The sequence below is a fragment of the Amycolatopsis sp. WAC 04169 genome, from assembly GCF_003947535.1.
Classification (GTDB): domain Bacteria; phylum Actinomycetota; class Actinomycetes; order Mycobacteriales; family Pseudonocardiaceae; genus Amycolatopsis; species Amycolatopsis keratiniphila.
The window spans coordinates 484,306-505,727 of record NZ_QHJI01000007.1 but is presented as its reverse complement, the minus strand read 5'-3'; the positions used below and the strand labels follow the sequence as shown (position 1 = coordinate 505,727).

12 protein-coding genes are annotated in these 21,422 nt (G+C 61.9%); 6 read left to right on the top strand and 6 right to left on the bottom strand.

All coding sequences use genetic code 11. The features are described from left to right. Positions 1 to 95: 95 nt before the first annotated feature. Both DMC61_RS21535 and DMC61_RS21530 read right to left on the bottom strand, forming a co-directional pair. Complete coding sequence (locus DMC61_RS21535) at positions 96 to 734, bottom strand: hypothetical protein (RefSeq protein WP_125690820.1); 639 nt, start codon at positions 732 to 734, stop codon at positions 96 to 98. A gap of 193 nt (positions 735 to 927) precedes the next feature. Continuing rightward, positions 928 to 2,619, bottom strand: a complete 1,692-nt coding sequence (locus tag DMC61_RS21530) for a zinc ribbon domain-containing protein (RefSeq protein ID WP_125690819.1) — start codon at positions 2,617 to 2,619, stop codon at positions 928 to 930. Between the two features lie 855 nt (positions 2,620 to 3,474). Here DMC61_RS21530 and DMC61_RS21525 point away from each other — a divergent pair. Further along, a complete protein-coding gene (locus DMC61_RS21525; protein WP_199750056.1) occupies positions 3,475 to 4,785 on the top strand; it encodes an McrB family protein in 1,311 nt (436 codons plus the stop codon). Beyond that, on the top strand, positions 4,782 to 5,969 hold the full coding sequence (locus tag DMC61_RS21520; protein WP_370456420.1) for an McrC family protein: 1,188 nt from the start codon (positions 4,782 to 4,784) through the stop codon (positions 5,967 to 5,969). The genes DMC61_RS21525 and DMC61_RS21520 overlap by 4 nt, the downstream gene beginning before the upstream one ends. Positions 5,970 to 5,995: 26 nt before the next feature. Here DMC61_RS21520 and DMC61_RS21515 read toward each other — a convergent pair whose 3' ends face one another. The 4 genes from DMC61_RS21515 to DMC61_RS21500 all read right to left on the bottom strand — a co-directional run bounded on the left by DMC61_RS21515 (position 5,996) and on the right by DMC61_RS21500 (position 12,795). After that, positions 5,996 to 9,004 (bottom strand): Z1 domain-containing protein, encoded by a 3,009-nt coding sequence (locus DMC61_RS21515; protein WP_125690817.1) that lies wholly within the window; start codon positions 9,002 to 9,004, stop codon positions 5,996 to 5,998. Positions 9,005 to 9,006: 2 nt separating this feature from the next. Further along, positions 9,007 to 9,972 carry a PD-(D/E)XK motif protein gene (locus DMC61_RS21510; protein WP_158634123.1) on the bottom strand — a complete coding sequence of 322 codons (966 nt, stop codon included), beginning with the start codon at positions 9,970 to 9,972 and terminating at the stop codon, positions 9,007 to 9,009. A gap of 8 nt (positions 9,973 to 9,980) precedes the next feature. Next, positions 9,981 to 11,513, bottom strand: coding sequence for an ATP-binding protein (locus tag DMC61_RS21505; protein WP_158634122.1), 1,533 nt, complete (start codon positions 11,511 to 11,513; stop codon positions 9,981 to 9,983). An 898-nt stretch (positions 11,514 to 12,411) separates the two neighbouring features. Next, positions 12,412 to 12,795 (bottom strand): hypothetical protein, encoded by a 384-nt coding sequence (locus DMC61_RS21500; RefSeq protein ID WP_199750055.1) that lies wholly within the window; start codon positions 12,793 to 12,795, stop codon positions 12,412 to 12,414. Positions 12,796 to 12,996: 201 nt separating this feature from the next. Here DMC61_RS21500 and DMC61_RS21495 point away from each other — a divergent pair, with 201 nt between their 5' ends. From DMC61_RS21495 to DMC61_RS21480, 4 genes are all read left to right on the top strand, one after another. Continuing rightward, a complete protein-coding gene (locus tag DMC61_RS21495; protein ID WP_233594886.1) occupies positions 12,997 to 16,512 on the top strand; it encodes a DEAD/DEAH box helicase in 3,516 nt (1,171 codons plus the stop codon). A 963-nt stretch (positions 16,513 to 17,475) separates the two neighbouring features. Continuing rightward, a complete protein-coding gene (locus DMC61_RS21490) occupies positions 17,476 to 18,204 on the top strand; it encodes an NUDIX domain-containing protein (RefSeq protein WP_125690814.1) in 729 nt (242 codons plus the stop codon). Then, the gene (locus DMC61_RS21485; protein ID WP_125690813.1) at positions 18,201 to 19,337 is read left to right on the top strand and encodes a 5'-methylthioadenosine/S-adenosylhomocysteine nucleosidase; all 1,137 of its coding nucleotides are present in this window, start codon (positions 18,201 to 18,203) and stop codon (positions 19,335 to 19,337) included. Before DMC61_RS21490 ends, DMC61_RS21485 begins: the two co-directional genes overlap by 4 nt. Further along, on the top strand, positions 19,334 to 21,355 hold the full coding sequence (locus DMC61_RS21480; protein ID WP_125690812.1) for a hypothetical protein: 2,022 nt from the start codon (positions 19,334 to 19,336) through the stop codon (positions 21,353 to 21,355). The genes DMC61_RS21485 and DMC61_RS21480 overlap by 4 nt, the downstream gene beginning before the upstream one ends. The last annotated feature ends 67 nt before the right edge of the window (positions 21,356 to 21,422 follow it).

Below are 21,422 nucleotides of genomic sequence, written 5' to 3'. Positions count from 1 at the left end.
GCCCGCTGTGCGCCGGTTACGAAAACGCGCGTCCGATCCGGTAACGCTTTCCGGTGCCACTTTTACGTTTTCTCAATATCCCGCACAGCCACATCTTAATTATGAGCTAAGCGTGCAGCTAAGCTGGGCAACAGTAATCTATAACTACGATATGCGGTGTCCGGCCCTGTCCCATCATGCTTCGAGTAGAAAAGGTCAAACAGAGATTTATAGAAGGCTTTGTCATTTTTCCACACGCCAGACAAAACTTTGGCACTCAACCATTTCTGAACAATGCCTCGGTAAATTTCGAGATTGTAGGCGCGGACAAAGTCTATGCAAACTCTTGCCACATGATGTAGCTCCGCTAATTCTATCACAATATTCAGCTTTTGCCCATTTGATGCACTAACTCCGAGAGCTCGCGCATTACCTCGATTTAAAGCACCTTGGGCATGGATAGCCGCATGGCGCATGTGGCAGATTCGATCGAATGCCTTTAGCGCCACGTCTACCGAGCTAAGCGGTGCCCATGTTACTCCTGTTAGCTGCTTTGTTTTTTTGATTATCTCGGTGTCGCCTGCGAAGCTAGCACCTTCAAATAGTGCAAGGTTAACGTGTTTAACCCCATAGTAATCAATGGAGCCCACCGCAATCATCTGATCCGCCACTAGCTCACGACTCAGTGGGCAGGTTATGGTAATGCCTAAAAGTATCGATCTTATGTAAGATTCAACTCCGGCAACAAGGCCCATTACGAGTAGCTTTCCCAGCATATCACTTGCAGCGAGAGCTGAAGGCTGACCTAGAGTCAAGATGTGAGCTTGCGTCTCATAGTATGAGTCAATAGGGCTGAGAACGTCGGCTATTGTTGTACACCTCGGCGCCGGTCCACTGGATATAGCACTGGGTGGCCCGCTGATCTCCGTCCAGGTAGATGGTTTTTTACTAGACACTTACAAACTCTTCCGCATAGCGACGGATTCGGGCGGACCAGATCGGTCCCACAGACGGCACTGATCGTATTTGAGTGTAGTCTTCGTCCAGCAGGACATCATTTACGGTTCGGATACCCGTGTACTTCTTTAGTCCTTGAATCTTATTCTTCGTCAACGGAAGCCTGTCGATTGGCGCCTTTATTAGCTCGTCATAAACGGAAGCGGTCTTGAGTGGTTGCCCACATCGCATGCAGAACAGCGCATCTTCGGACGGGCGAGGTGCCCCACAATTCTCACACGGCGCAAGGTCAAGCGTGCAACGATTCGCATAATCAAGGCCCAGCAGATTCTTTGCTTGCACTCTGACAAACGCATGAGCGTTCCGCTGCGTCAGCGCGGCGACGACATCAACAAGAGAGAAACTCTTGCCTAGACTCAAAGCGTTACCAGTTATTACAAACCCGTAGTGAAGGATGTATCTATTAAAGACACCCTTCTCGCCACGAGAGACTGACCCTGCGTCTCTAACTATCCCCGCATACTCCAGCATTTGAAGCATGCGATTGACCTCTGGGCCGATCGGAACAGGAAAGGCGACGGTCACCGCCTTTCTTGCAATGCCTTTATTTACATTGAAGGCCTGAAGAGACTGAGTCATCGCCAGTGCCAGCTCGTTGCCGACTTCGACGAAACGCGAATACCTCGAGAGCTTCGAAGCTAGGCTCGTAAAAACGTTCTTGACAGAGTCAGCGTGATCACTGACGGCTCTTTCAGCTGAGAGTCGTGTCGGCGTGGCGCTTGGTTCACCCTCTTCAATGCCGAGTAGCTGCGAGAGCATGACCAAGAACCCGCGCGGAATCCCAAAGCATGCCAGAGCTACGTAATCCACCAGGTCTTCGCGGCCTCGAAGCGCTCTCTTGTGACGATTCGGCAAACGTCGATCGGCAATCTCGCGCATCGTGTATAGATAGTCTTCATCCTCGGGCTTATACCAGGCCTGAACAACTTCCGCCTCGTGGCCGACATGGAAGTATGGCGAGTAGCTAGTTATCCCTGGATAAACCGCCGCCTTAGCGGAAACAATCCTTGAACGCAGCTCCCGGAATACTTCAAAGAACTCGCGCTGCTGCTCCGGCGAGAAAGCATGCGCCGCATCATCCAGAAGAAGAATTAGCCTCTTGCGATCAAGTCTAGCTGCCCACGATTCTAGCAGACTTAGCAGAGTCGACGGAGTTAGATAGTCGCCGGAGAGCTGCACTTGAAGCCCCGCCTCTAGTTCGCGAATAAAATCGCGTCCTTTTTGATAGATGGGCACAAGCGTTGGCGGAAGCTCTAATCCTTCTTCAAGTATAGTGTTACCGACGCCGACCGCGATCTTAACGAGAACCCATTGGCGAAATAGTTGTAGCGCATTCGCGGTCTTGTGGAACATGGGTTCTAGGGCTAGCGACCTGCTGTAGTTTACATAGACAGCCAGATCTTTTTTCTTTTCATTGATTTGGAAGTAGGAATGGCGCAGCAGAGTAGATTTCCCGCAACCGCGGGGGCCTATCAGCAGTTTCGCCCCAGGGCCGGTAAGCTTGGCGATTATTTCACGGTCACGCGCCGTGATAATGGTCCATGCACTGAGCTCGGTTTTTGAAAGATATTCTGCGCGCTCCTCGAACACGCTTGCCAGCAACTCCTGGTCCACCTCGGCCAATACGCACCGCCTCTAGTTCTTCCTGTATGCACTAGCTTAGCCGTCGCGTGCGCCTCAGAATACCTCCGCACACTTCCGGTCAGCGCGTGTCGTCGTCATGAGAGCGGAAAGTAGTGATTCGTGACACAGAGTGTCGATCTTGGCGGAGCCGCACCTTCCGATTCGATCCGGGCCCGATCTGCTGATCGTGATCGCGCCCGACCCATCCTGCCAACACGCCTCATCGATTCGAGGGCGCCATCAACCCGTCCGCCGCAGCACGCCTATGTGCGGCAGTTGAATCGGACCGGCCAGCTCGTCCTCGCCGCATCGGTCCGCGAACAGCTACTCGTCGCACACGCCGGCATCACAGTGGCCTGCCTCCCGACCCCGTACTATCGCGACGTGACCGTGCCCGGTCATGACGACTGACTTGTCCCGTGTCCTCGCCGCCCGCCAGATCTTCGGGTGAGCGGGCTTGCGTCCCAACAGCCTCAAGACTGGCGCGGTCGGGTGTGAGGGTTCCCCGGACGAGAACGACGCGTGACGCCGACACGGCGTGTCTCAAACCGGCCCCGGAAGGCCGTCTTGTGACGGCTTGGACGGGCGCGAGCGAACCCGTCACGGCCGTCACAAACAACGTTTCCCCTGGTTAACGCGCACACGCAGCCGTCATTGCGGCGTGACGGTTGTGACGGCTGGTCAGCGAGGACTCGACGGGTGAATTGTGCGAAACTCGCTCCTCGGACACGTGGGGGGGCAATCCCTAGGGACACCCCGTTGATGCTCGACGCCCGAGGGCCCGCGATCTTATCGTCGTTTGGACATAAGAGCCGTACTTCGCGGCGAGCCACAGCACTGCCATACGATGGTCACGTGCAGGCGGTAGACGATACGGGCGTCGTGCTCAACGCGGCGTTCGAGATTGAGCAGGACGGCAACGGGCTTGCGTTGGTGATGAGGAGCGCAAGCGGCAGGTCAAGCAGGTATCCGCAAGGTATTAATCCGCAATACAACCACGCACTTGAGCTGCTGCTCAGCCGGCTTCGAGATCGCGAGGCCGTGTTGGAAAGCGGCGTTGTCGACTCCAGTAGGGTCAGGAACCTACCTGAAGCAGAACGCACCATCCTTGACGCGCCAGTTGCACTCACGGACCTGGCAGACATCGAGCAGTTTCGCAAAAAGCTGGGCCGCGCGCAGGGGCAGATCGCCGGATCTTCAGGTGGCAACAACACGAAGCAAATCCGGCTCAGATTACGAGTCCCCGGCTACGGCGCTAATGACGCTGCTCGACTTGCCGCGGACTTAGCACTACCCTGTGCCCAGCCCGCTAGCGGCGTGAATTTGCGAGACGCCTCAGAAGACCTCGCCAATAATCTGCATTTCGACCTGGCCTGGCTGCAGAAAGTTATCTCCCTCTTGCAGGACCGTAAGCAAGTCGTACTATACGGGCCGCCCGGCACCGGAAAGACCCACCTTGCAAGGGAGCTTGCAAGGTGGGTCTCCGACCACGACGCGATCCGCTTAGTACAGTTCCACCCCTCTTACACCTACGAGGATTTCTTCGAGGGTTTCCGGCCACGTCTCAAAGGAGAGAACGCAGCCTTCGAACTAGTGCACGGACCGCTGCGTCGACTGGCAAGTGATGCCGATGCAGACAAGGGTCGGCCACACGTGCTTATCATCGACGAGATCAATCGCGCAAACCTGCCAGCAGTCTTCGGGGAGCTGTACTTCCTACTAGAATACCGCGACGAGGTGATCGATCTCCAATATTCACCCGGCGAGCGATTCAAGCTGCCACCGAACGTATTCTTGATCGGCACGATGAATACCGCCGATCGTTCGATCGCCTTAGTGGATGCAGCCATGCGGCGTCGGTTCGCGTTCGTTGAACTTCACCCCGACCATCCGCCGGTGCGCGATGTCCTTTCGCGTTGGGCGGAAGCAAACGGCAAGGACGACGATCGAGCCGCCCTGCTCGCTAGACTCAACCAGGCAATCGGTGCTGATCACGAATTTAAGATCGGCCCCTCGTATCTTATGAAACCTGACGCGGATCGTGGACTGAACCTCGTTTGGGAGCACTCGATCTTGCCCTTGCTCGAGGAGCACTTCTACGAACGTCTGTCCCGTGAACAGATACATGAGACTTTCGGCCTCGACGCGATTCGTGGCCTTCGGTGATCGTCCTCCAGGAGAATGCCCGCACAGGCACTGTCGTGTCACTCACTCCCAGTCAGGCGGACTACCTGAGTAAGTCCGGGTTGGTAGAGGTTCGGCCGAACGGCAGAACATTCGCACTCGCACCCAAAGCCAAACGGGTGGGCGCTGTTCATGCATACGGCCTTGATATCGTAGTAACTCCGAAGGTCAGTATCCCACGTCTACTTTTCATGGTCGGATACGCAATCAACCCCGGCTTTCTTCCGGAAGATGTCGAGGGCGTCGAGGCGGCCGGATTATGGTCGATCGTCGCCGAGACATTGTGCCGAAATGCCGAACGCGCTCTAAGGCGTGGCGTGCTGCACGGGTACACCACCGAACACGCGACAAGTACTGTAATCCGAGGACGAATTCGAGTCGGCGACCAAATCTCCAAGCGACCCGGTCGCCTGACACCGGTGGAGATCACACACGACATGTTCACTGTCGACATTGCAGAGAACCGTCTTCTGCGGGCCGCCATCATCCGAATGCTCACGGTTCCCCGCGTCAACGGATCAATCCGGAATCGCCTACAGCATCTGCTCAACCGATTGACTGGCGTCTCGCCTTTGGCGCGCGCGGCCTCGTTACCGCGCTGGCGTCCACACCGACTCAACGCACCCTATCACGCTGCACTACGAATTGCGGAACTCGTACTGAACGCAGGCTCGTTCGAGGTCGGAGAGAACGGCCTGTCGATAGCCTCTTTTATCGTCAACATGGAGAAGGTTTTTGAAGACTTCGTCACCACCGCCCTGACCGAGGCATGGAGATCCATTCCTGGTCGAACTGAACGCCAATACCCGGCCAAGCTCGATACCGATGGGGCAGTGTCAATGAACGTCGATGTCGTGCATCTCGTTGACGACATGCCTCGCGTCATCGTAGACGCGAAATACAAGCTCGAAAGCACATCCGGGCGTTACCCCAATACTGACCTCTATCAGGTGCTTACATATTGTATAGCGCTCCGCGTTGACCGCGCCTGGCTCGTGTACGCGGGGGATAAGGCCAATGCGAAGTCGCACAACGTTCTCAATTCGCCGATCACGATTACGACATATGCGCTGGACCTCGGCGCGCCGCCACAGGACCTCGTCGGTCAGGTCGAGCGGCTAGCGCGTGCCTCTTTGCCCGCACTCTCCCCCCACACAACAACGTAAAGTCGAGGAACGCACGCAGCAGTCGCTTACTGCTGGTCAATTGTCGCCGAGCCCCTCTGCGTGGACCGTCGCACCTTCCACTCGATCACCGACCGCCCGGTGGGGGTGGCTGTGGCCGGGGCGACCAGCGATATCAGGACTGCCAGGTCACCCGGGACCGGGTTGGGGGATAGGTTGGCCGCTTGGCATTTCATGTCGCCGGCGTCCGCTGGGTCTGCCGCAAGGTAGACCAGCATCGAGCCACGTCGACCTGCCGGATCGCGTAGCGCATCGGCGTGCGGGTCGGGGGTCTTCGTCGATGCCCCGGCAATCCGTTCGGCGGCGTCGCGATGCTTGGAGTCGCTACCTGCGAAGTCGAGTCGAGGCAGGTTTCGTCTGCTGCGAGTGACGATCTGGGCATCCCCAAGACCCGGCAACTTGCGGGTCGCGACCGTCTTGCCCAGGTGCGGTCGAATGACGACGACATCCTCGAGACCCCCCTTCGCTACGAGGTTCTCATAGAAGCGCAATGTCGGATCGAAGACGGTCCTGTAGTCGGGATGCCACTGAAGGGCTCTCAGAAGTTCGAGATATTCCTCGGCCTTCACGACGCCAACGAGCGCATGGAAGTCACGAATCGGATCTTCCGGTTTGCTTCTGCCCTTGAACGTCCGCGGTTCGCAGGCCCGAGCCAGGATCGGCACCGCAAGGTTGAGGTTGGCCGCCTTTGCTTCTGCGTCTTTCCGCGGCGGAATGCCATAGAAGTCCTTGAGTTTGCCAGCGTCACCAAGGGTATCGACGACGGCGTTGAACATCTTGGTCCGCCCGGTCGGTCTGAGGTATGGCAGGTGCTGGCTGACGATCGGCGGGACCTGCCAGGGTTCGAGGATCGGTGAACCGTCCTCATGGAAACCTTCGTAGTCCTGAAGTCGGTGCCGCAGCGCGACCTCGTCCCGCATGAGCCCCTCGAAGGCCTCGTACAGGTCGACACGCCGAGGATTGTCGTCAGGGTCACGTCGGATGAACAGACGCACTAGGTCCCGGTACCCGCTCCGGAAGCCAAACCACCGCCCAGCCTGCATGAGCGTGTCACCTTGCAGCGCCTTGCGCGTGTAGAACGAGATGGTCAATCCCTCGACAGTGAACCCTCGACTGAGTTTCGCGCCGCCCACGAGAATCCGCCACACCCGGTTACGGTCGAAGTCGAGAATCTGCTGGTTGCGCTGAACGTCCTGATCGCTGTTCACGACCAGGACGGGGTCGCCGACCTCTCTGATTCTGCGACAGGCTTCCCCCATGGGCTGCTTGAGCTGGTCGAAGGTCGCTGGAACCGGAAGACCGTCGGCGCGGGCCGCGCACACCGGACGGTAGTCCGATTCCCACAGCGACCGGAGTCGGCTCAGCGCTCGTGGGGTGCCGTAGCCGCTCTTGCTCCACACTTCCCGCACGAGTTCCGCCTGCTCACGATGCACGTGAGTGTCGGTGGCCTCGTGAACCAGCATAGTGTGATGTCGGTAGTCAAGACTTGCTTCCTGCTCTCGGAATACCTTGAGCGCGCCGGCCAGGACGAACGAGTCGAGCGCCGTTTGCATCTCCGCGGCGCGCTTCTTCAGCTCGTCCGGCTTGTCGGGGTCCGGTGGCGGCCCGACAGGGCGGACAAATGCGCGTTCGTTCGATTTGCCTGGATCGTTCTTGTCGTCCTCGCTGTCCCAGTCGACGTCGTGGAAGTCTTCCACACCCATATAGCCGGGCGGTCTGTCGAGGGCAAGTATGAAGTTCTTGGGAAAGATGTCCTCGTGATCGTCGGGGTCGACGAAGAAGTTCGCGAACGGCGTCGCTGTGTACATCACGAGCTGGCCGCGGCGAAGATGCCCCAGCAAGTCCGAGATCGCCTTGTTGATCGCGGTGCGCTCTCGGGTCTTCATCGGGTTCTTGGTGTTGATGGAGGCGAGATCGGACTCGTCGTCGACAATCAGGACTGGGATCTCGGCGAGCTTGTCCTTGAGCGGTTTGAGGTCCTGAGCGAGCTTCTTCAAGACAGCGCTGTTCTTCTTGACCACGACGAGGCGCGCGTCGGCGGGCATCAGGTTCTCGGGGTCGTAGAAAGGCTTCGACCTGTCCCGGAGGTGGAACTGCATCCTGCTCAGGCCCTGCTTGAGCCTCTTGTAGTCGTCGTGCAGAAGGGTCATCCGCTCGATTCCGGGATAGCCTCGTGCGAGGAAGTCATCGCCATGGTCGATGAATGCCTTGTCGAGCCAGTCCTTGTCGGCGGCGTAGTCAAACTCCTCAGCGGCCTCCTCGTCAAGACCGCGGGTGAGGTTCTGCACGCCGACCAGTTCGCGGTCCAGCCTGCGCTGGGTTTGCGAGCGTAGCAGCTCGATGGTGCCGGTCATGACGATGACTAGGCGGTAGCCCGCATCAATCGCCTTCGCGATCACGCCGGTGAAGTTTGCAGTCTTCCCGCTCTGTACATAGCCGACCACGAGCCCCTTGGACCGATAGCTGTTGTCCGATGTGGGGTCGGAGATGCGTTGCACGACGTCGGTGGTGGCCAAGTCAAGCGCGGCGACCGATTCTGCAGGCCAGCCTCGGTGATGGAGCAGGTAGTCCTTGTAGTGAGGCCAGTAAAACGCTGAGGCCTCTCGGCGTTCCTCGGTGTACCAGGGCTCCCACCGGGTGCTGATCACCGTGGTGCGCATGGTCGCGACCGGCGCGATGGCATCCAGCCGCGCCGAGACCTCGGGAGTCAACCGAAGCAACGAATAGACCCGAGCTCGGCGTTCCGCCGTGCGAGGAGAAGTCGGCTGGTCGCGGTCGTCCCATGCAGGATCCTCGGCGAAGTCCCACTCGGCCAGCGCCAACGCGAGCTGGCGTACGGCGTGATTGTCCTGCTGATTATGGGCCTCGAGTAGCTTCGACAGATCGTCGGCCGTCACCTTGTCATCGCCGTCACGGTCGATGTTGACCCGCTTCAACAGGTCTGCCGGGCGGAGCGAGCGCAGCGCTGCCACTGCGGCGACAAGCTCCTGTTCCCAGTGTTCGAACAGTGGTGGCATGGTCAGCAGCTCTCTTCGATGAACCGGTCGGCCGGAGCGGGCGGTCGCGCGCTCGGCAGCGATGTGACGTCGATCGTGTAACTCGCGTCGATGATCAGCTCCGGCCGCACGCAGCTCCTGCTCACAATTCCGCGGGTCAACATCGGAAAGGACTCGTCTACGGGGTACGCCGCAGGCACGGTGCGCAGGGTCAGTGTGTCGCGGTAGAGGGAGCGGTCACGTTCGCGCCATCCCGCCCGGGCGAGCGCAGTGTCCAGGTCTCGCCGCGTCGAGCCAACCGCCGCGCGTACGTCGTCGACGAGTTCGGGCAGCGAACGCCCGCCACCGGGTGCGGCCTCGGTGAGTTGGACCGAGACCAGCCACAACGGCACAGTAGGCAATGGCTGCAGTTGTTCCAGACTGCCGATGCGGTGGCGACGCTTCTCAGTTCTCGTCGTCTTGATCTCGAAGCCCGCGCGCGGGAACACGAAGTCGTGCTCGTGCGCCGCGAAGCCCTTCCAACTGGCAATCGCCTTGGCCGCGGGTACCGAACGTATGCAGGCTTCGAGAAACAGCAGCTCGCCGTACAGCCCTGTCCGACGCTCCGCAGTGAGACCGGCTGCCCGGGCGAGAAGATCCTCGAAGGTGCTCAACGCCAAGAGCACTGCCGCGGCCAGAGTCATCCCGTTCTGCTGCACCATGTCGACGATGTCGCAGAGCAACAGGTACGCCTCGTGTGCGTGATTGCGGTAGTCGATCGACACCTCGCACCAGGTGGCACCGTCCACGAAGATCAGGCGAGCGTCGACGTGCACGAAGTCCGCGAGATCCAGCTCATTGCCGCGGTGCGGGGTACGCAGTGCCATCAGTCGCCGGGGCGCATCGATGACGATGCGGCACGTGGGATTGCCCGGCACGACGATGGTGGCCGGACCCGACAGCGCCAGGTACTCCTCCAGCGCCGAGCGGGACAGGTGCTTGTTGTCCAAGGACGGGATCATGGGTTGGCCTCGTCGTTGCGGTAGGCATATTCGGTGCGCACAGCCGCGCCGAGGATGACGTCCCACATGTCGAGCAGGTCTCTGTGCTTAGACCCCCAGTACTGGCCAGTGAAGTGGTTCTGGGTGAGCAGGTACACCAGTGTCTTCAGCAATGGGGCGTCGCTCAGACCGGTCCTGCCACCGGTGAGCATGGCGCGGTAACGCTGGTTCAGGTAGATGACGCGGGCCTCGCGCTCGAGTTCCAGAAACTTGTCGCTGGGCATGCGTCGCCAGCGGATCTCCACCGGGTCTTCATCCCTGCGGATGGGAACCTCCGCCCGGATCACCCGACGGACGTCCTCGTGCAGTCCCTTGGTTGGTTCGACAACCGGGCTGCGCTTCCGGACACGGCGCCTGGACTCGACCAACACGGACTCGGCCCGCTCTATGTAGTCCTTGAACGAAATTCCGCCGTTACGTCCCGATATGGTCGTGGCTCCGATGATTGCGGCCTCCAACTCGTGGGTGAAGCTGATCCCGCTCTTCTCCGGGTTCATCCGCACGAAGTTCTGGAGCGACTCGAAGTCGTCGAGCACCACTCGCGCCAGCGCCCGATCACCGTCGGAGGTGAGGATACTGTTCCAGCCGCCGCTTTGCAGAAGACGATCGTTGCGATAGATGAAAAAGCCCTGGTACTCCGATCCGTCCCGCCCGTAGAGGCGGAACTCCGGGCCGCTCGCCTTCGGAGGCACGATGTGACACTCGAGCCGCAACCGAACTTTTCCCAAAGTTGCGAACAGCGTCTTCGGATAGCCTGACACCGCGGCCACTGGGAACCCGAACGGGTCGATCGGCATCACAGCTTCCGGCGGTCCGGACTCCCTCAGACCCAGGTCATGCACTTCGATGTCCATCCGGATACGGCCCGAAGTCAGCAGACGGTGGTAGACAAGACCCAGATGCATGCGAAGCTGGGTCTTCGACTCGTCCAGCCAGTCACTCTTCCCGATCACGGTCGCCCGCGGGAAGCGGGTGTCGGACCACCTCACGCTCGTACCTGTCGCCGCGCCGAGCAGAGCGAGATGGTCTGCCAACTCACCACTGATCATGGCGGGATCGAGAACTTCGCAGCTGTAGTCGCGCTGAACATCCACCTTTCGCAGACGGCGTCCGTGGTACTCACCTCGTCTCGGTGACGTGCAGACGGTCAGTGTGTCGGCATGACCGAACGAGGCCGCCTTCAAACCGATTCCGAAGTGTCCTTGCGCATTGGTTGCGTACCTGCGCTGTCGCCCCAGTCGCATCGCCTCGTCGGCCTGGACACCGTTCATGCCCCGCCCGTTGTCCACGACGGTCAGCCCGACCGGTACGTCGTCCTCGATCTCGAACCTGATCAAGACCCGACCGGCGCCCGCATCGATGCTGTTGTCCACAAGATCGGCGACGGCCGACCGAAGAGTGTGGTGCAACCCCAAGCTCTTGATCAGACCCGGATCGGGCTCGAGGATCTTCCGCTCGAGCACATCATCGTGAACTGGCACTTCGATCACAACCACCCCATGCGACGACCACAAATCGAACCGACCGAGAGAACAGCGTGCACGCGTGCGTCGCAGTTCACGCCGACCTTCCGCCCGGCGCCCCGACACACCGCGACGACGTGCTTCTCCTCGACGCGGACCGTTTGCTTTCAGTGACCGCGACGACACTATGTGGATTCGGATCGGGCTCGGCTCGCCGAGCTCGTGTGCACCGCCGGCCCGGGTGTGAGCGTCCATCGAAACACTGGGTGAGGACGTTGGAACCGGCCAAGAGTCGAGACGAGCGAACCACGCAAAGTTCTCCTGAGCATGCAACGACGCCGTCGAACGGGGACCTGTCACGACGCCGCAGGGGCTGGGCAGTGTGTTGGTCGCTCCGACGTCTCACCGTGTTACTTCGAAGGCAGGTCGTTCCGCGCGATCAGCTGATTCGGTTGTAGGCGCGTCCGCAGGATGTTCCGCATCTCGCCGGACCTGCGTTGGACGGTCGGCCTTCGACGGCCCCGCCAGCCGACCGCGCCAGGCAGACCCAGACCAACGAGTGCCTCGGCTGGCGGAGGTGAATCGGCCGGTTGTAGAGGTCGTAGGTCTCGAACCGCAAGCGAGCGACCGGAGCCGGCCATCGCCGGTACGTGGCCAGGTCGGTGTGGACCCGCAGGTCAGTGCTGGTCGTCTCCACAAGATGCGCGAGGCGTTCGACCTATACTGACTCCATCGCCGCAAGGGCGCTGGTGAGGAAGCTTGCTACGTCCAAGGGTGTCAAAGCACGGCGACTCGCAGCTGCCGCCCCAGCACTGCGGGGTCTACTGACGATCCTTCGAACCAAGCGTCAACGTCAGCGCTGACAGAGACGACAGCGGGCCGCGCGATCGCCCGACTCCTTACCAACGCGTCACCAGCGAGCACGTCACGTACAGCGTTCCAGGCTGAGCCGTGTGGATAGTGAGCAACTCGCCGCTCGGACACCCGCATTATTCACACGCAAAGAGGTCGTCGCGTAGACGGCCTCTTTTTCGTTGTCGTACCGCAGGTCAAGCCTCAGATCCCGGTAGAGCCTTGCCAGTTTGCCCGGCTGACTGTCTGCGAGCGCTGCCTTGATGTCGCCGAGCGAGTCGATCATTGCGTAGACCTCGGCGTCAGTAATCCCCGCTGGCTCGTCCGCGACCGCTAGCGCTCCCTGCGCGGCAGCTCGATCCGCCTGAGCCTCGTTGATGCTCTCGACCAGCGCCATCGGGTCGACACCCGCAGCGATGGCGTCCTGGAACCGCCTGAGCTTGGCTTCTGCCTCCACTCTGGCGAGAGCATGCAACTCGACTCCGCTTCCAACAACTGGGAACTACCGAGCCAGGGCACCTGCGGATTTGACCTCCCCGGGAGAAGACCACATGACCATGCTCGAGCCAGACCGGGGCGCGCATTCCTGACCGGCACACTGTGTTGTTGATCTTGCCGTAGGGTTCGCGATCATCGTGAGTGGAGGGGAGCCATTCTGGTGCAGGATCGCGAGCAATCTGCGCGGGTGGTGCAGTTTTGGCGCACGATCGAGATGTTCAGTCCGCAGGGTGTCCCGAAACTCACTCCAGCCGGTGAGCGCCAGAGGTCGACGCAGGTGGTTCTGGACGTCGCACGTAATGAACCGGCACCGTGGCAGGCCCATCATCCGATCGCGCGACGTCAGCCGCGTGAAGGTAAGACGTGGCAGTTCACGGTGTACGGCGGTTTGTACAGCGTGGCGGCGGCACGGGCCGCGTTGACCACCGCGTTCGGTGAGGACGACCTGCCGGTCGATGCCCGCGGGAACGACGGTGAGACCGCACTGTTCGCGTTCACCCTCGACGCGGAGGGATGCCTGGTCGAGAACTCGGCCACGTTGTCCGCGTGCGCGTGGGCGATCAGCAGGCTGGCCTCACCTGGACCGGATGACCACACGTGGCTGGACGGGTTCGCGCACCACGAGCGCGAGTTCGTGGCCGCATTGAACAAACTCGTACCCCCCAAGCGCGAGCCAAGGTCGACGGGAAACGGCGTGGTCAAGTCCGCTTTGACCACCGCGGGAAGGGCGATCACCGAACAGGCGAAAGGCGCCGCCAAGGAGGCGGTCACGGCCGGCGCGAAAGCCACGGGTGCCGCGGTGACGACGGCGGTGGGCGCTGGAGTCAGCGCGGTCGCAGGTCCGGTAGTCGGTGGGATCGCCGGAGCGGTCGCGGGTACCTTCGCCGAAAAGCTGCTGACCCCGCGCGACTCCGAGTCCCCGCCCAAGAACGAGGGCGACGCCGCAGACCGGCCCGCAGGCCACGGCGAGGCAGGTATGACAGTTCCGCGGCTGCGGATGACCGCAGCCGCGCTGAATACGTTCGTCTCGGAGCTGGCCTCTGCCCTGGGAGTCGCGGACGTACTGGACGCCCAAGGGGTCCGGGTGGCCTGCACGCAGGTCCCGGTGACCAGGGCAGATCAGGCTGGTGGACAGAACTTCCTGAACAGCTACATCGCAGCCGACCTGGCCGAGATCGAGGATGCCGTGCGCTCCGGGAATGTCGGCGCCGGACTGGCGACCTACCTCGCCGACCACCCAGCCGCGGACCGGGTCGATGTGCGCGCAGGACGCGACCCGCTGATCCACGGTGTCCAACCGCGCTACATCCCGGGTGGGCGCTGGCCGACCGCGGTGTCGCGGCCGCTGGTGATCAGCCAGCAGTTCGCTGTGAACCAGATCATGTCCGAACTCGGCGACAACACGGGCTTGTTCGCGGTCAACGGCCCGCCCGGCACCGGCAAGACCACCATGTTGCGTGACGTCCTGGCCGCCATTGTCGTCGAGCGCGCTACCCGCTTGGCCGCGCTGCAGAATCCCAAAGACGCCTTCACAGAAGTGACCGAGAGGGTAACGCTTGGCCCGCGATACACCGCCGCTGTGCGGAGTCTGCGGGCGGAGCTGATCGGGTTCGAGGTGGTGGTCGCCACCGCCAGCAACGACGCGGCAGCCAATGTGACAGCGGAGATCCCGGCCATGGACGCCGTACGCGGGGCCGAGGACGAGGCCTTGGCCGTCGACTACTTCACCGACCTTGCCTCGCACGTGCTAGGCAGCCCAGCCTGGGGAATGGTCGCTGCGGCCCTGGGCAACATGAAGAACCGCAACAGCTTCGCCGGCCGATTCTGGTGGGGTGACGGCGCGCGCCAGATCTCGGACGAGGCAGGACGCCAGAATGCGGACGATGAGACTGACACGGACGAGCTGAACGACGAATCCGGCAATGTCGGCCTGTTGAACCTGATGAAACAGGTACGCGAGGACCCGGACCTCGTCGAGGACTGGGACACCGCGGTCACCGCGTTCACCGACGCGCAAGCGGAGGTCCAGCGACTCGCCGCCGCTCGTCAAATCGCCGCCGAAGCCATTGCAGAGTTCAATTCCCGCCGGAATGCGGTCCGTGAAGCCGAGGGCAGGCTGCGGCAGTCACAGGCCGCCTGCGAGCAGCTCAACAACGATCTGCGCCATGCCACCGAGCAGTGTCACAGAGCGGAACACGCCTACCGGAATGCCGACGAGGAGTACGAGGACTGGCCAAACCACAGGCCAGGATGCTGGGTCTCATTGTCCACCGGCTTCCGGGCCGGCAAGGAATGGGACACCCAGCATGGCAAGTTGCGGAAGGCTCGGGACAACGCCAAAACCACCCTCGCTCAGTGGACTGAATTCGTCCCCAAATGCAAGTCCGCCTTGCACGAAGCCGTGCTACAGAATCGGCGGAACGAGAACGCCTTGAACGATGCCACCTACGCGCTGGCCGCAGTGCAGGCACGCATCGATGCCGCTCGAGCCGAGTGGCCCACCACTGTGCCTTTTGGTGACGAGCTCGCCGACGAGGCGCGATTTCAGCTGTGCGCGCCGTGGGCCGACCCGGAATTCACCACTGCACGTAACCAGCTGTTCCTGGCCGCGCTGCGGTTGCACAAGACCTTCCTGCTGAGCGCGGAACCACACGCCCGCGGCAACCTGGCCGTCATCGCCGCCGTCATCGGCGGCACGCTCAAGAACCAGCCCAAGTCGCAGACGCTGCTGGCCGCGTGGCAGGCCTTGTTCCTGGTCGTGCCAATGATTTCCACGACCTTCGCCTCGCTGCCGCGACTGTTCTCCGGTCTGGGCAGCGAAAGTTTCGGCTGGCTGTTCATCGACGAAGCCGGCCAGGCAACACCCCAGCAGGCCGTCGGCGGTCTCTGGCGATGCCGCCGCGCCGTGATCGTCGGCGATCCGCAGCAACTCGAGCCGATCGTCACGCTCCCCCTGCCCGCTCAGCACGCATTGCGCCGCCACCATGACGTGCACGAACAGTGGACCCCGGAAAACACCTCGGCCCAACGCGTCGCTGACCGGCATGCCCGACACGGCACCGTCCTCCTCGAGCCTGACGGCGGCACCGTATGGGTCGGCGCTCCTCTTCGCGTTCACCGCCGCTGCGACCGCCCGATGTTCGAGATCTCCAACACCATCGCCTATGGCGGAGACCTCATGATCTACGGCACCAACCACGACGGTGACTACCCAGGGCAGAACACCTGGATCGACGTCCGATCCGGGCAGTCGCACGGCAACTGGATCCCCGCCGAAGGCGAGGCCCTGCTCCGACTGCTCACCGACCTGGCCAGGGACGGCGTCAAAACGCACGAGATCCGCGTGATCAGCCCATTCCGCGACGTCGTCCGTGGCAGCAAAGACATCCTCACCGAACGACTCGGCCGCGACGACCACATTCGGGGCTTCATCCACAAAAACGTCGGCACCGTCCACACCGTGCAAGGGCAAGAAGCCAACGTCGTGATCCTTGTATTGGGCAGCAAACCCAACAGCACCGGCGCACGCGCCTGGGCGGCCGAAAAACCCAACCTCCTCAACGTCGCCGCCTCCCGCGCCAAACGCCGCCTCTACATCATCGGCAACCACGACAACTGGAAGCACCTCCGCTACTTCAACTTCCTCGCCACCACCATCCCCGCCGACCGGCAGTAGCGTCAGACCTAAGGCGGTCCGGCAGATCGATCACTGCGGCGAGTGCGTTGCGCAACAGAAGCTGAGTATGCAGACCGCTGCTACTCAGGTTTGTCCCGCCTCTCGCACCGGCGGATCAGGTGCTCGCGGAACCACTCTTCGGCGAGAGCCGAACTAGCCTGCCTTCGCAGATAGAGCTGGCGATCGGGATCTTGGAGGTTGTGACGGCCCGAGCCGGCGTTCCACTGCAAGTTCTGTTCAGGGACTTCACGCGATTTCGGAACTACTGGGTCTGAAACGGCGCTCAAAGGTCGTGGCAGGCACAGCGAGAAATCTTGGACGGGCTGTTCGAACCGACGCGAACCAAGTTGGCGCAGATAGTGGCTAGTCCACTCGATGCCCGGCTGCCGGCGAGTCCCTCAGGGGCCTGAAAGACCTATCCGCGCTCCTGGGGTACCTCCAGCGAATCCAGCGCGCGATCGTTACCGAACTGGCGCAGGTCATCGGCAGTGCGAAAGAGCTCATCGAGAGTACCTCGAAGTCGGGGTTAGCCCGCCCCTGCCGCGCACTGGGGTGAATCTGGTGTAAGTGTCCCTGCCCAGGGGGCTACTCCGGTCGTGAGCAGCACGGCCGTGAGACATGAATGCCTCCACGCGCGCTTGCAAGCATGATCCAGCCCGTCCACCGGCGCATGGGTCCCTGAGTCCAGTGCTGCTGCAATGGTCTCGGCGCTGCCCCCGTCCACTTCTTTGACGTCGGTTCGCACTCCGGTTGGCGCCAGGACGATGGCCGCTTCATCCAACCGCTCATCGTCGATGAACTCCTGACCCCATGACCGTCGAGTTCTGGAAGTCCTCGCGCAACGATTCGAGCCGACGGCTAGCGCGGTCGGCACCGTCACAAGAGCCCGTCGACACGCTCTCGATCACAGACCACCCGAACGCCTTATTTACTGTCACTCTGACAATAAATAAGGTCTTGCACATGCCGGATGACGACTGGACCCCCCCGCTGGTGATGCTGGCCGTGGACCTGGTGATCTTCACCCTGCGAGAGTCGGCACTCTATGTGTTGCTCGTCGAAAGGGGCATCGAGCCTTTCCAGGGCGCGTGGGCGCTGCCGGGCGGTTTCTTGGGCAACGGCCAGGAGGACGTACTCGCCGCAGCCCGTCGCGAGCTACGGGAGGAGGCGAATCTTGATGCGTCACAACTGCACTTGGAGCAATTGGGTGCCTATGGAACCCCAGACCGCGATCCCCGTGGCCGGGTCATCTCGGTGGCGTACCTGGCCATCGCTCCCGGTCTCCCGGAACCACTGGCGGGCACTGACGCAGCCCATGCGTCGTGGACGCCGGTGTCGGACATCCTGCGCGGGCGGCTTCGGCTGGCGTTCGACCACGACGAGATCCTCGGTGATGGCTTGGAGCGAGCGCGGTCGAAGCTTGAGCACACGGCGCTGGCAACGGCCTTCTGCCGGGAGACGTTCACCATCAACGAACTGCAAGAGGTCTACGAGGCCGTGTGGGGCTGCCCGCTCGATCTGCGGAACTTCTACCGGAAAGTCCAGGCTGCTATCGGTTTCATCGTGCCTGCTGGCGCCGAACGCCGCACTGGCAAAGGCCGTCCCGCCCGGCTGTTCAAGGCTGGTCATCGCACGACACTTCATCCGCCACTGGTACGACCCGCCACGACGACACGAGAGGGGAACTCATGACCGACGACCTGGTGGTGATGCTGACCGCCTTGAATCTTGAGTACGAGGCGGTCCGGAACCGGCTCGAGAACCTGCGATCGGACCGGCACGATCGCGGTACTCGTTTCGAGGTCGGCACCGTTCGCGGTACATCGTGCCGCGTCGCGCTCGGCCTCACTGGCAAGGGAAACCACTCTGCCGCGGTACTGGCCGAACGCGCCATCTCGCACTTCTCCCCGACCGCACTGATGTTCGTCGGTGTCGCCGGCGCCATGTGGGGCACACCGCTCGGTGACGTCGTCTTCGCGACTCACGTCTACGCCTACCACGGCGGCACCAGTGAGGACGACGGTCTCAAGGCCCGCCCCAGGACGTGGGAAACCTCGCATGAGGTGGCCCAGATCGCACAGCACGTCGCACGCATCGGCGACTGGAAGCGAGACGTCCCCGACGGCACGAACGCCCATTTCGGCCTCATCGCCGCTGGTGAGATCGTGCAGAACTCGACCATTTCCGCCGAGGCGCGGTGGATTCGCGACCACTTCAACGACGCGCTCGCGATCGAGATGGAAGCCGCGGGCGTCGCGCAGGCCGGTCACCTCAACGGCGCCCACGTCGCAATCGTTCGTGGCATCAGTGACCAGGCCGACGGAACGAAGAACTCCGCCGCAGACCGGAACTGGCAACCACGGGCCGCCGCGAACGCCGCGGCGTTCGCCACCCACCTCGCCACCGAGCTACTCAAAGAAGGGGAACACGCCGCCATGCGGAACTCGAACGCTTCGGGCGGGCCGCGTACCGTCCACATCAGTGGGACCGGGACGGTCGGGATGCAAGCCGGGACCATCTCCGGGAGCACCGTCGTGCAGAACGTCTCCCTCCGTTCCGAGGGCACCCCGGATTTCGCGACCGAGTTGTCGCGCCTGCGCCGCGATCTCGAACGGGAGCACTCGCGTGGGCAGCTCGACGACGACACCTACGAAGCCGCACGCGGTGAACTCGACATCGCGGACAAGGCGATCGCGTCCGACACGCCAGAGGGCCGAAAGACCTTCGTGCTGGCACTCAAGCGGCTCGGCGGCCTGATCGCGGAACTCGTCGGTCCCGCGGCGAAAATCGCCGCACTCGTAGCGGCGGCGAAGGGATTCCTGTGATCCCACCGAATCAATCCACGTTCACAGCTGAAGCCGGATCGACGGTCGGCATGCAGGCCGATGAAATCCACAACTCGACGGTCTATCAAGTCCTACCCGACGCTCCACCCGAGGAAAAGTACAAGGTCGGCATCGCGTATCTGCGGGACGGCGTCCCTACCCGCGCGCGCAAATTCATCGATGAAGCACGCGCCCACGGATACGACAACGCCGAAGTCAGGTTCCACTGGGTACTCGCGATGCTCAGCAAACGCTCCTACCGCGATCTCACCCCGGACGAACGGCAGCGCCTGGCATCCGAAGTGCAATGGTGCGCCGACCTCCCAAGCGACGAGTGGACGCGCTCGCTCTCGGCAGTACACGATCTGCTCGACTACCTCATCGGCACCAACAAAGATCCGGAGCAGGCGCTCACGCAGCTGGCCGGCTTGCCGGCACCGCAACGCGACCAGGTCATCCACCACCTGGACCTAGTACTCACTGGTGGACTGAAAGACCGGTTCTGGGCCGATATCCGTCGACACGCAGAAGAAACACGCACCAGTCACAACCGGCAGAACCGCGTCTGGGCCTACTTCGAGCCGTTTCCAAACAGACCCCGAACCCGGCAGCCGACACCCGTCACGAGCACGACGCGCGATCGCGTCCGAGCCGGATTCGCCACAGTAGCGGCTGTCCTCGGCGCCGGCTACCTGGCCAAAGCGGTCTTCTTGGCTGCACGACCGCTGCCGATAGTGGCGTATCTGCTCGCGATCGCCGCAGCGAGCATCGCGATCCGGAGCGGATTCCAGTGGCGCTATCTCAGTGGGCGCCTCGCCGAGCACGAACGGCGATACGCGGGCCGGAGCGGGACCACGGAAACCACGGACCAGGGCTTCGCCGCCAGCGTGACCCGGTACTTCGAATATTACTTCAACCGGTACCCACCCATGGGCATGGATCGCACACACTGGACGAAGACAACTGCCGGTATCCGATCGTGGTTACGCAACGAGGTCGTCGATCTCTACCGCGAAAGCAGGATCCCAGCCGGCCGGATCAAGTGGCTCGTCCGCTTTCTCGCGCGAGATGTGCGTGACAAGTGGCACAAGGGTGAGCTGTTCGAGTACCGCGAAAGGTACCAGGTCGCCGTCCCCACGAAGATCGTCTGCACACTGTCCACAATGGCCTTTCTCGGCTTCGCCTCCTACACCGTCTCGGCAGCGCTCGAAACCGAACTCTTGGCCACCGTGACCGCGACTCTCGTCCTCCTCATCGGAACGGGTTACGCACTCCGCGGCTGGTCGGAAATCATCGGCGAACGCCGACGAGTTGCGGATGACCAGCTCGAACGCGAGAGGGTGCACAAAGCACGCGAGGACGAGTACCAGCGCTGGAAGGACAAACTGGACGCGATCCGGCCATCCGAAACCGAAATGGAGACCTGGCTGACCGCCGACAAGACGATCGTCGTCGAACGGGCACTGCGCCACTACCGCCTCGCGTGGCGCGACGTGCTCACCCACGCAGTGCTTCAGACACCGGTTAAGAACAGCAAACACGCGCGAGTCCGCGGTGGCCCGCGACGATATGCGAAGTACGACATCCGCCTCTTCCTCATCACCCTCGACGGCGTGCGTGAGCTGGGTACCTCGATCGACTTCGAACACATGATCCTCACTGACATCGAACGCAACAACTTCCGCTTCGACGCCGTCTCCTCGGTCTACGTCGCGACGCCGACCGACCTCAGTTGCGACCTCGAACTCACTCTCATGAACGGCGAACCCCGCGGCATCCACATCACCGACCCCACCAGCGACCAGACCACCCCCGACGAGAGCCCGGACGTGGTCGCACAGATGAACCTCGACGTCACCGGCTTCACCCACACCCTGCACATCCTGGAAGGCATCGCCGCCGAAGGAAAACGATGGATCGAACGCGACCCATACCTCACCAAGCCCCTCGAAGGGCTCGCGGACGAGCTCAACCGCCCGAACCCGTCGAGTGCTAACGGCGCGAAAGCCCATAATTAGGAGAAACGGGAGACGAAGGCCTGCAGAACCAGAGGAGTGCCTGGTCAGGAGGTAGTTCGATCTTCCT

Bases quoted from the DNA above. Each gene is read 5' to 3' on its own strand.
- DMC61_RS21535 (WP_125690820.1), bottom strand. From the start codon at position 734: ATGGGCCTTGTTGCCGGAGTTGAATCTTACATAAGATCGATACTTTTA.
- DMC61_RS21515 (WP_125690817.1), bottom strand. From the start codon at position 9,004: ATGCCACCACTGTTCGAACACTGGGAACAGGAGCTTGTCGCCGCAGTG.
- DMC61_RS21490 (WP_125690814.1), top strand. From the start codon at position 17,476: ATGCCGGATGACGACTGGACCCCCCCGCTGGTGATGCTGGCCGTGGAC.
- DMC61_RS21485 (WP_125690813.1), top strand. From the start codon at position 18,201: ATGACCGACGACCTGGTGGTGATGCTGACCGCCTTGAATCTTGAGTAC.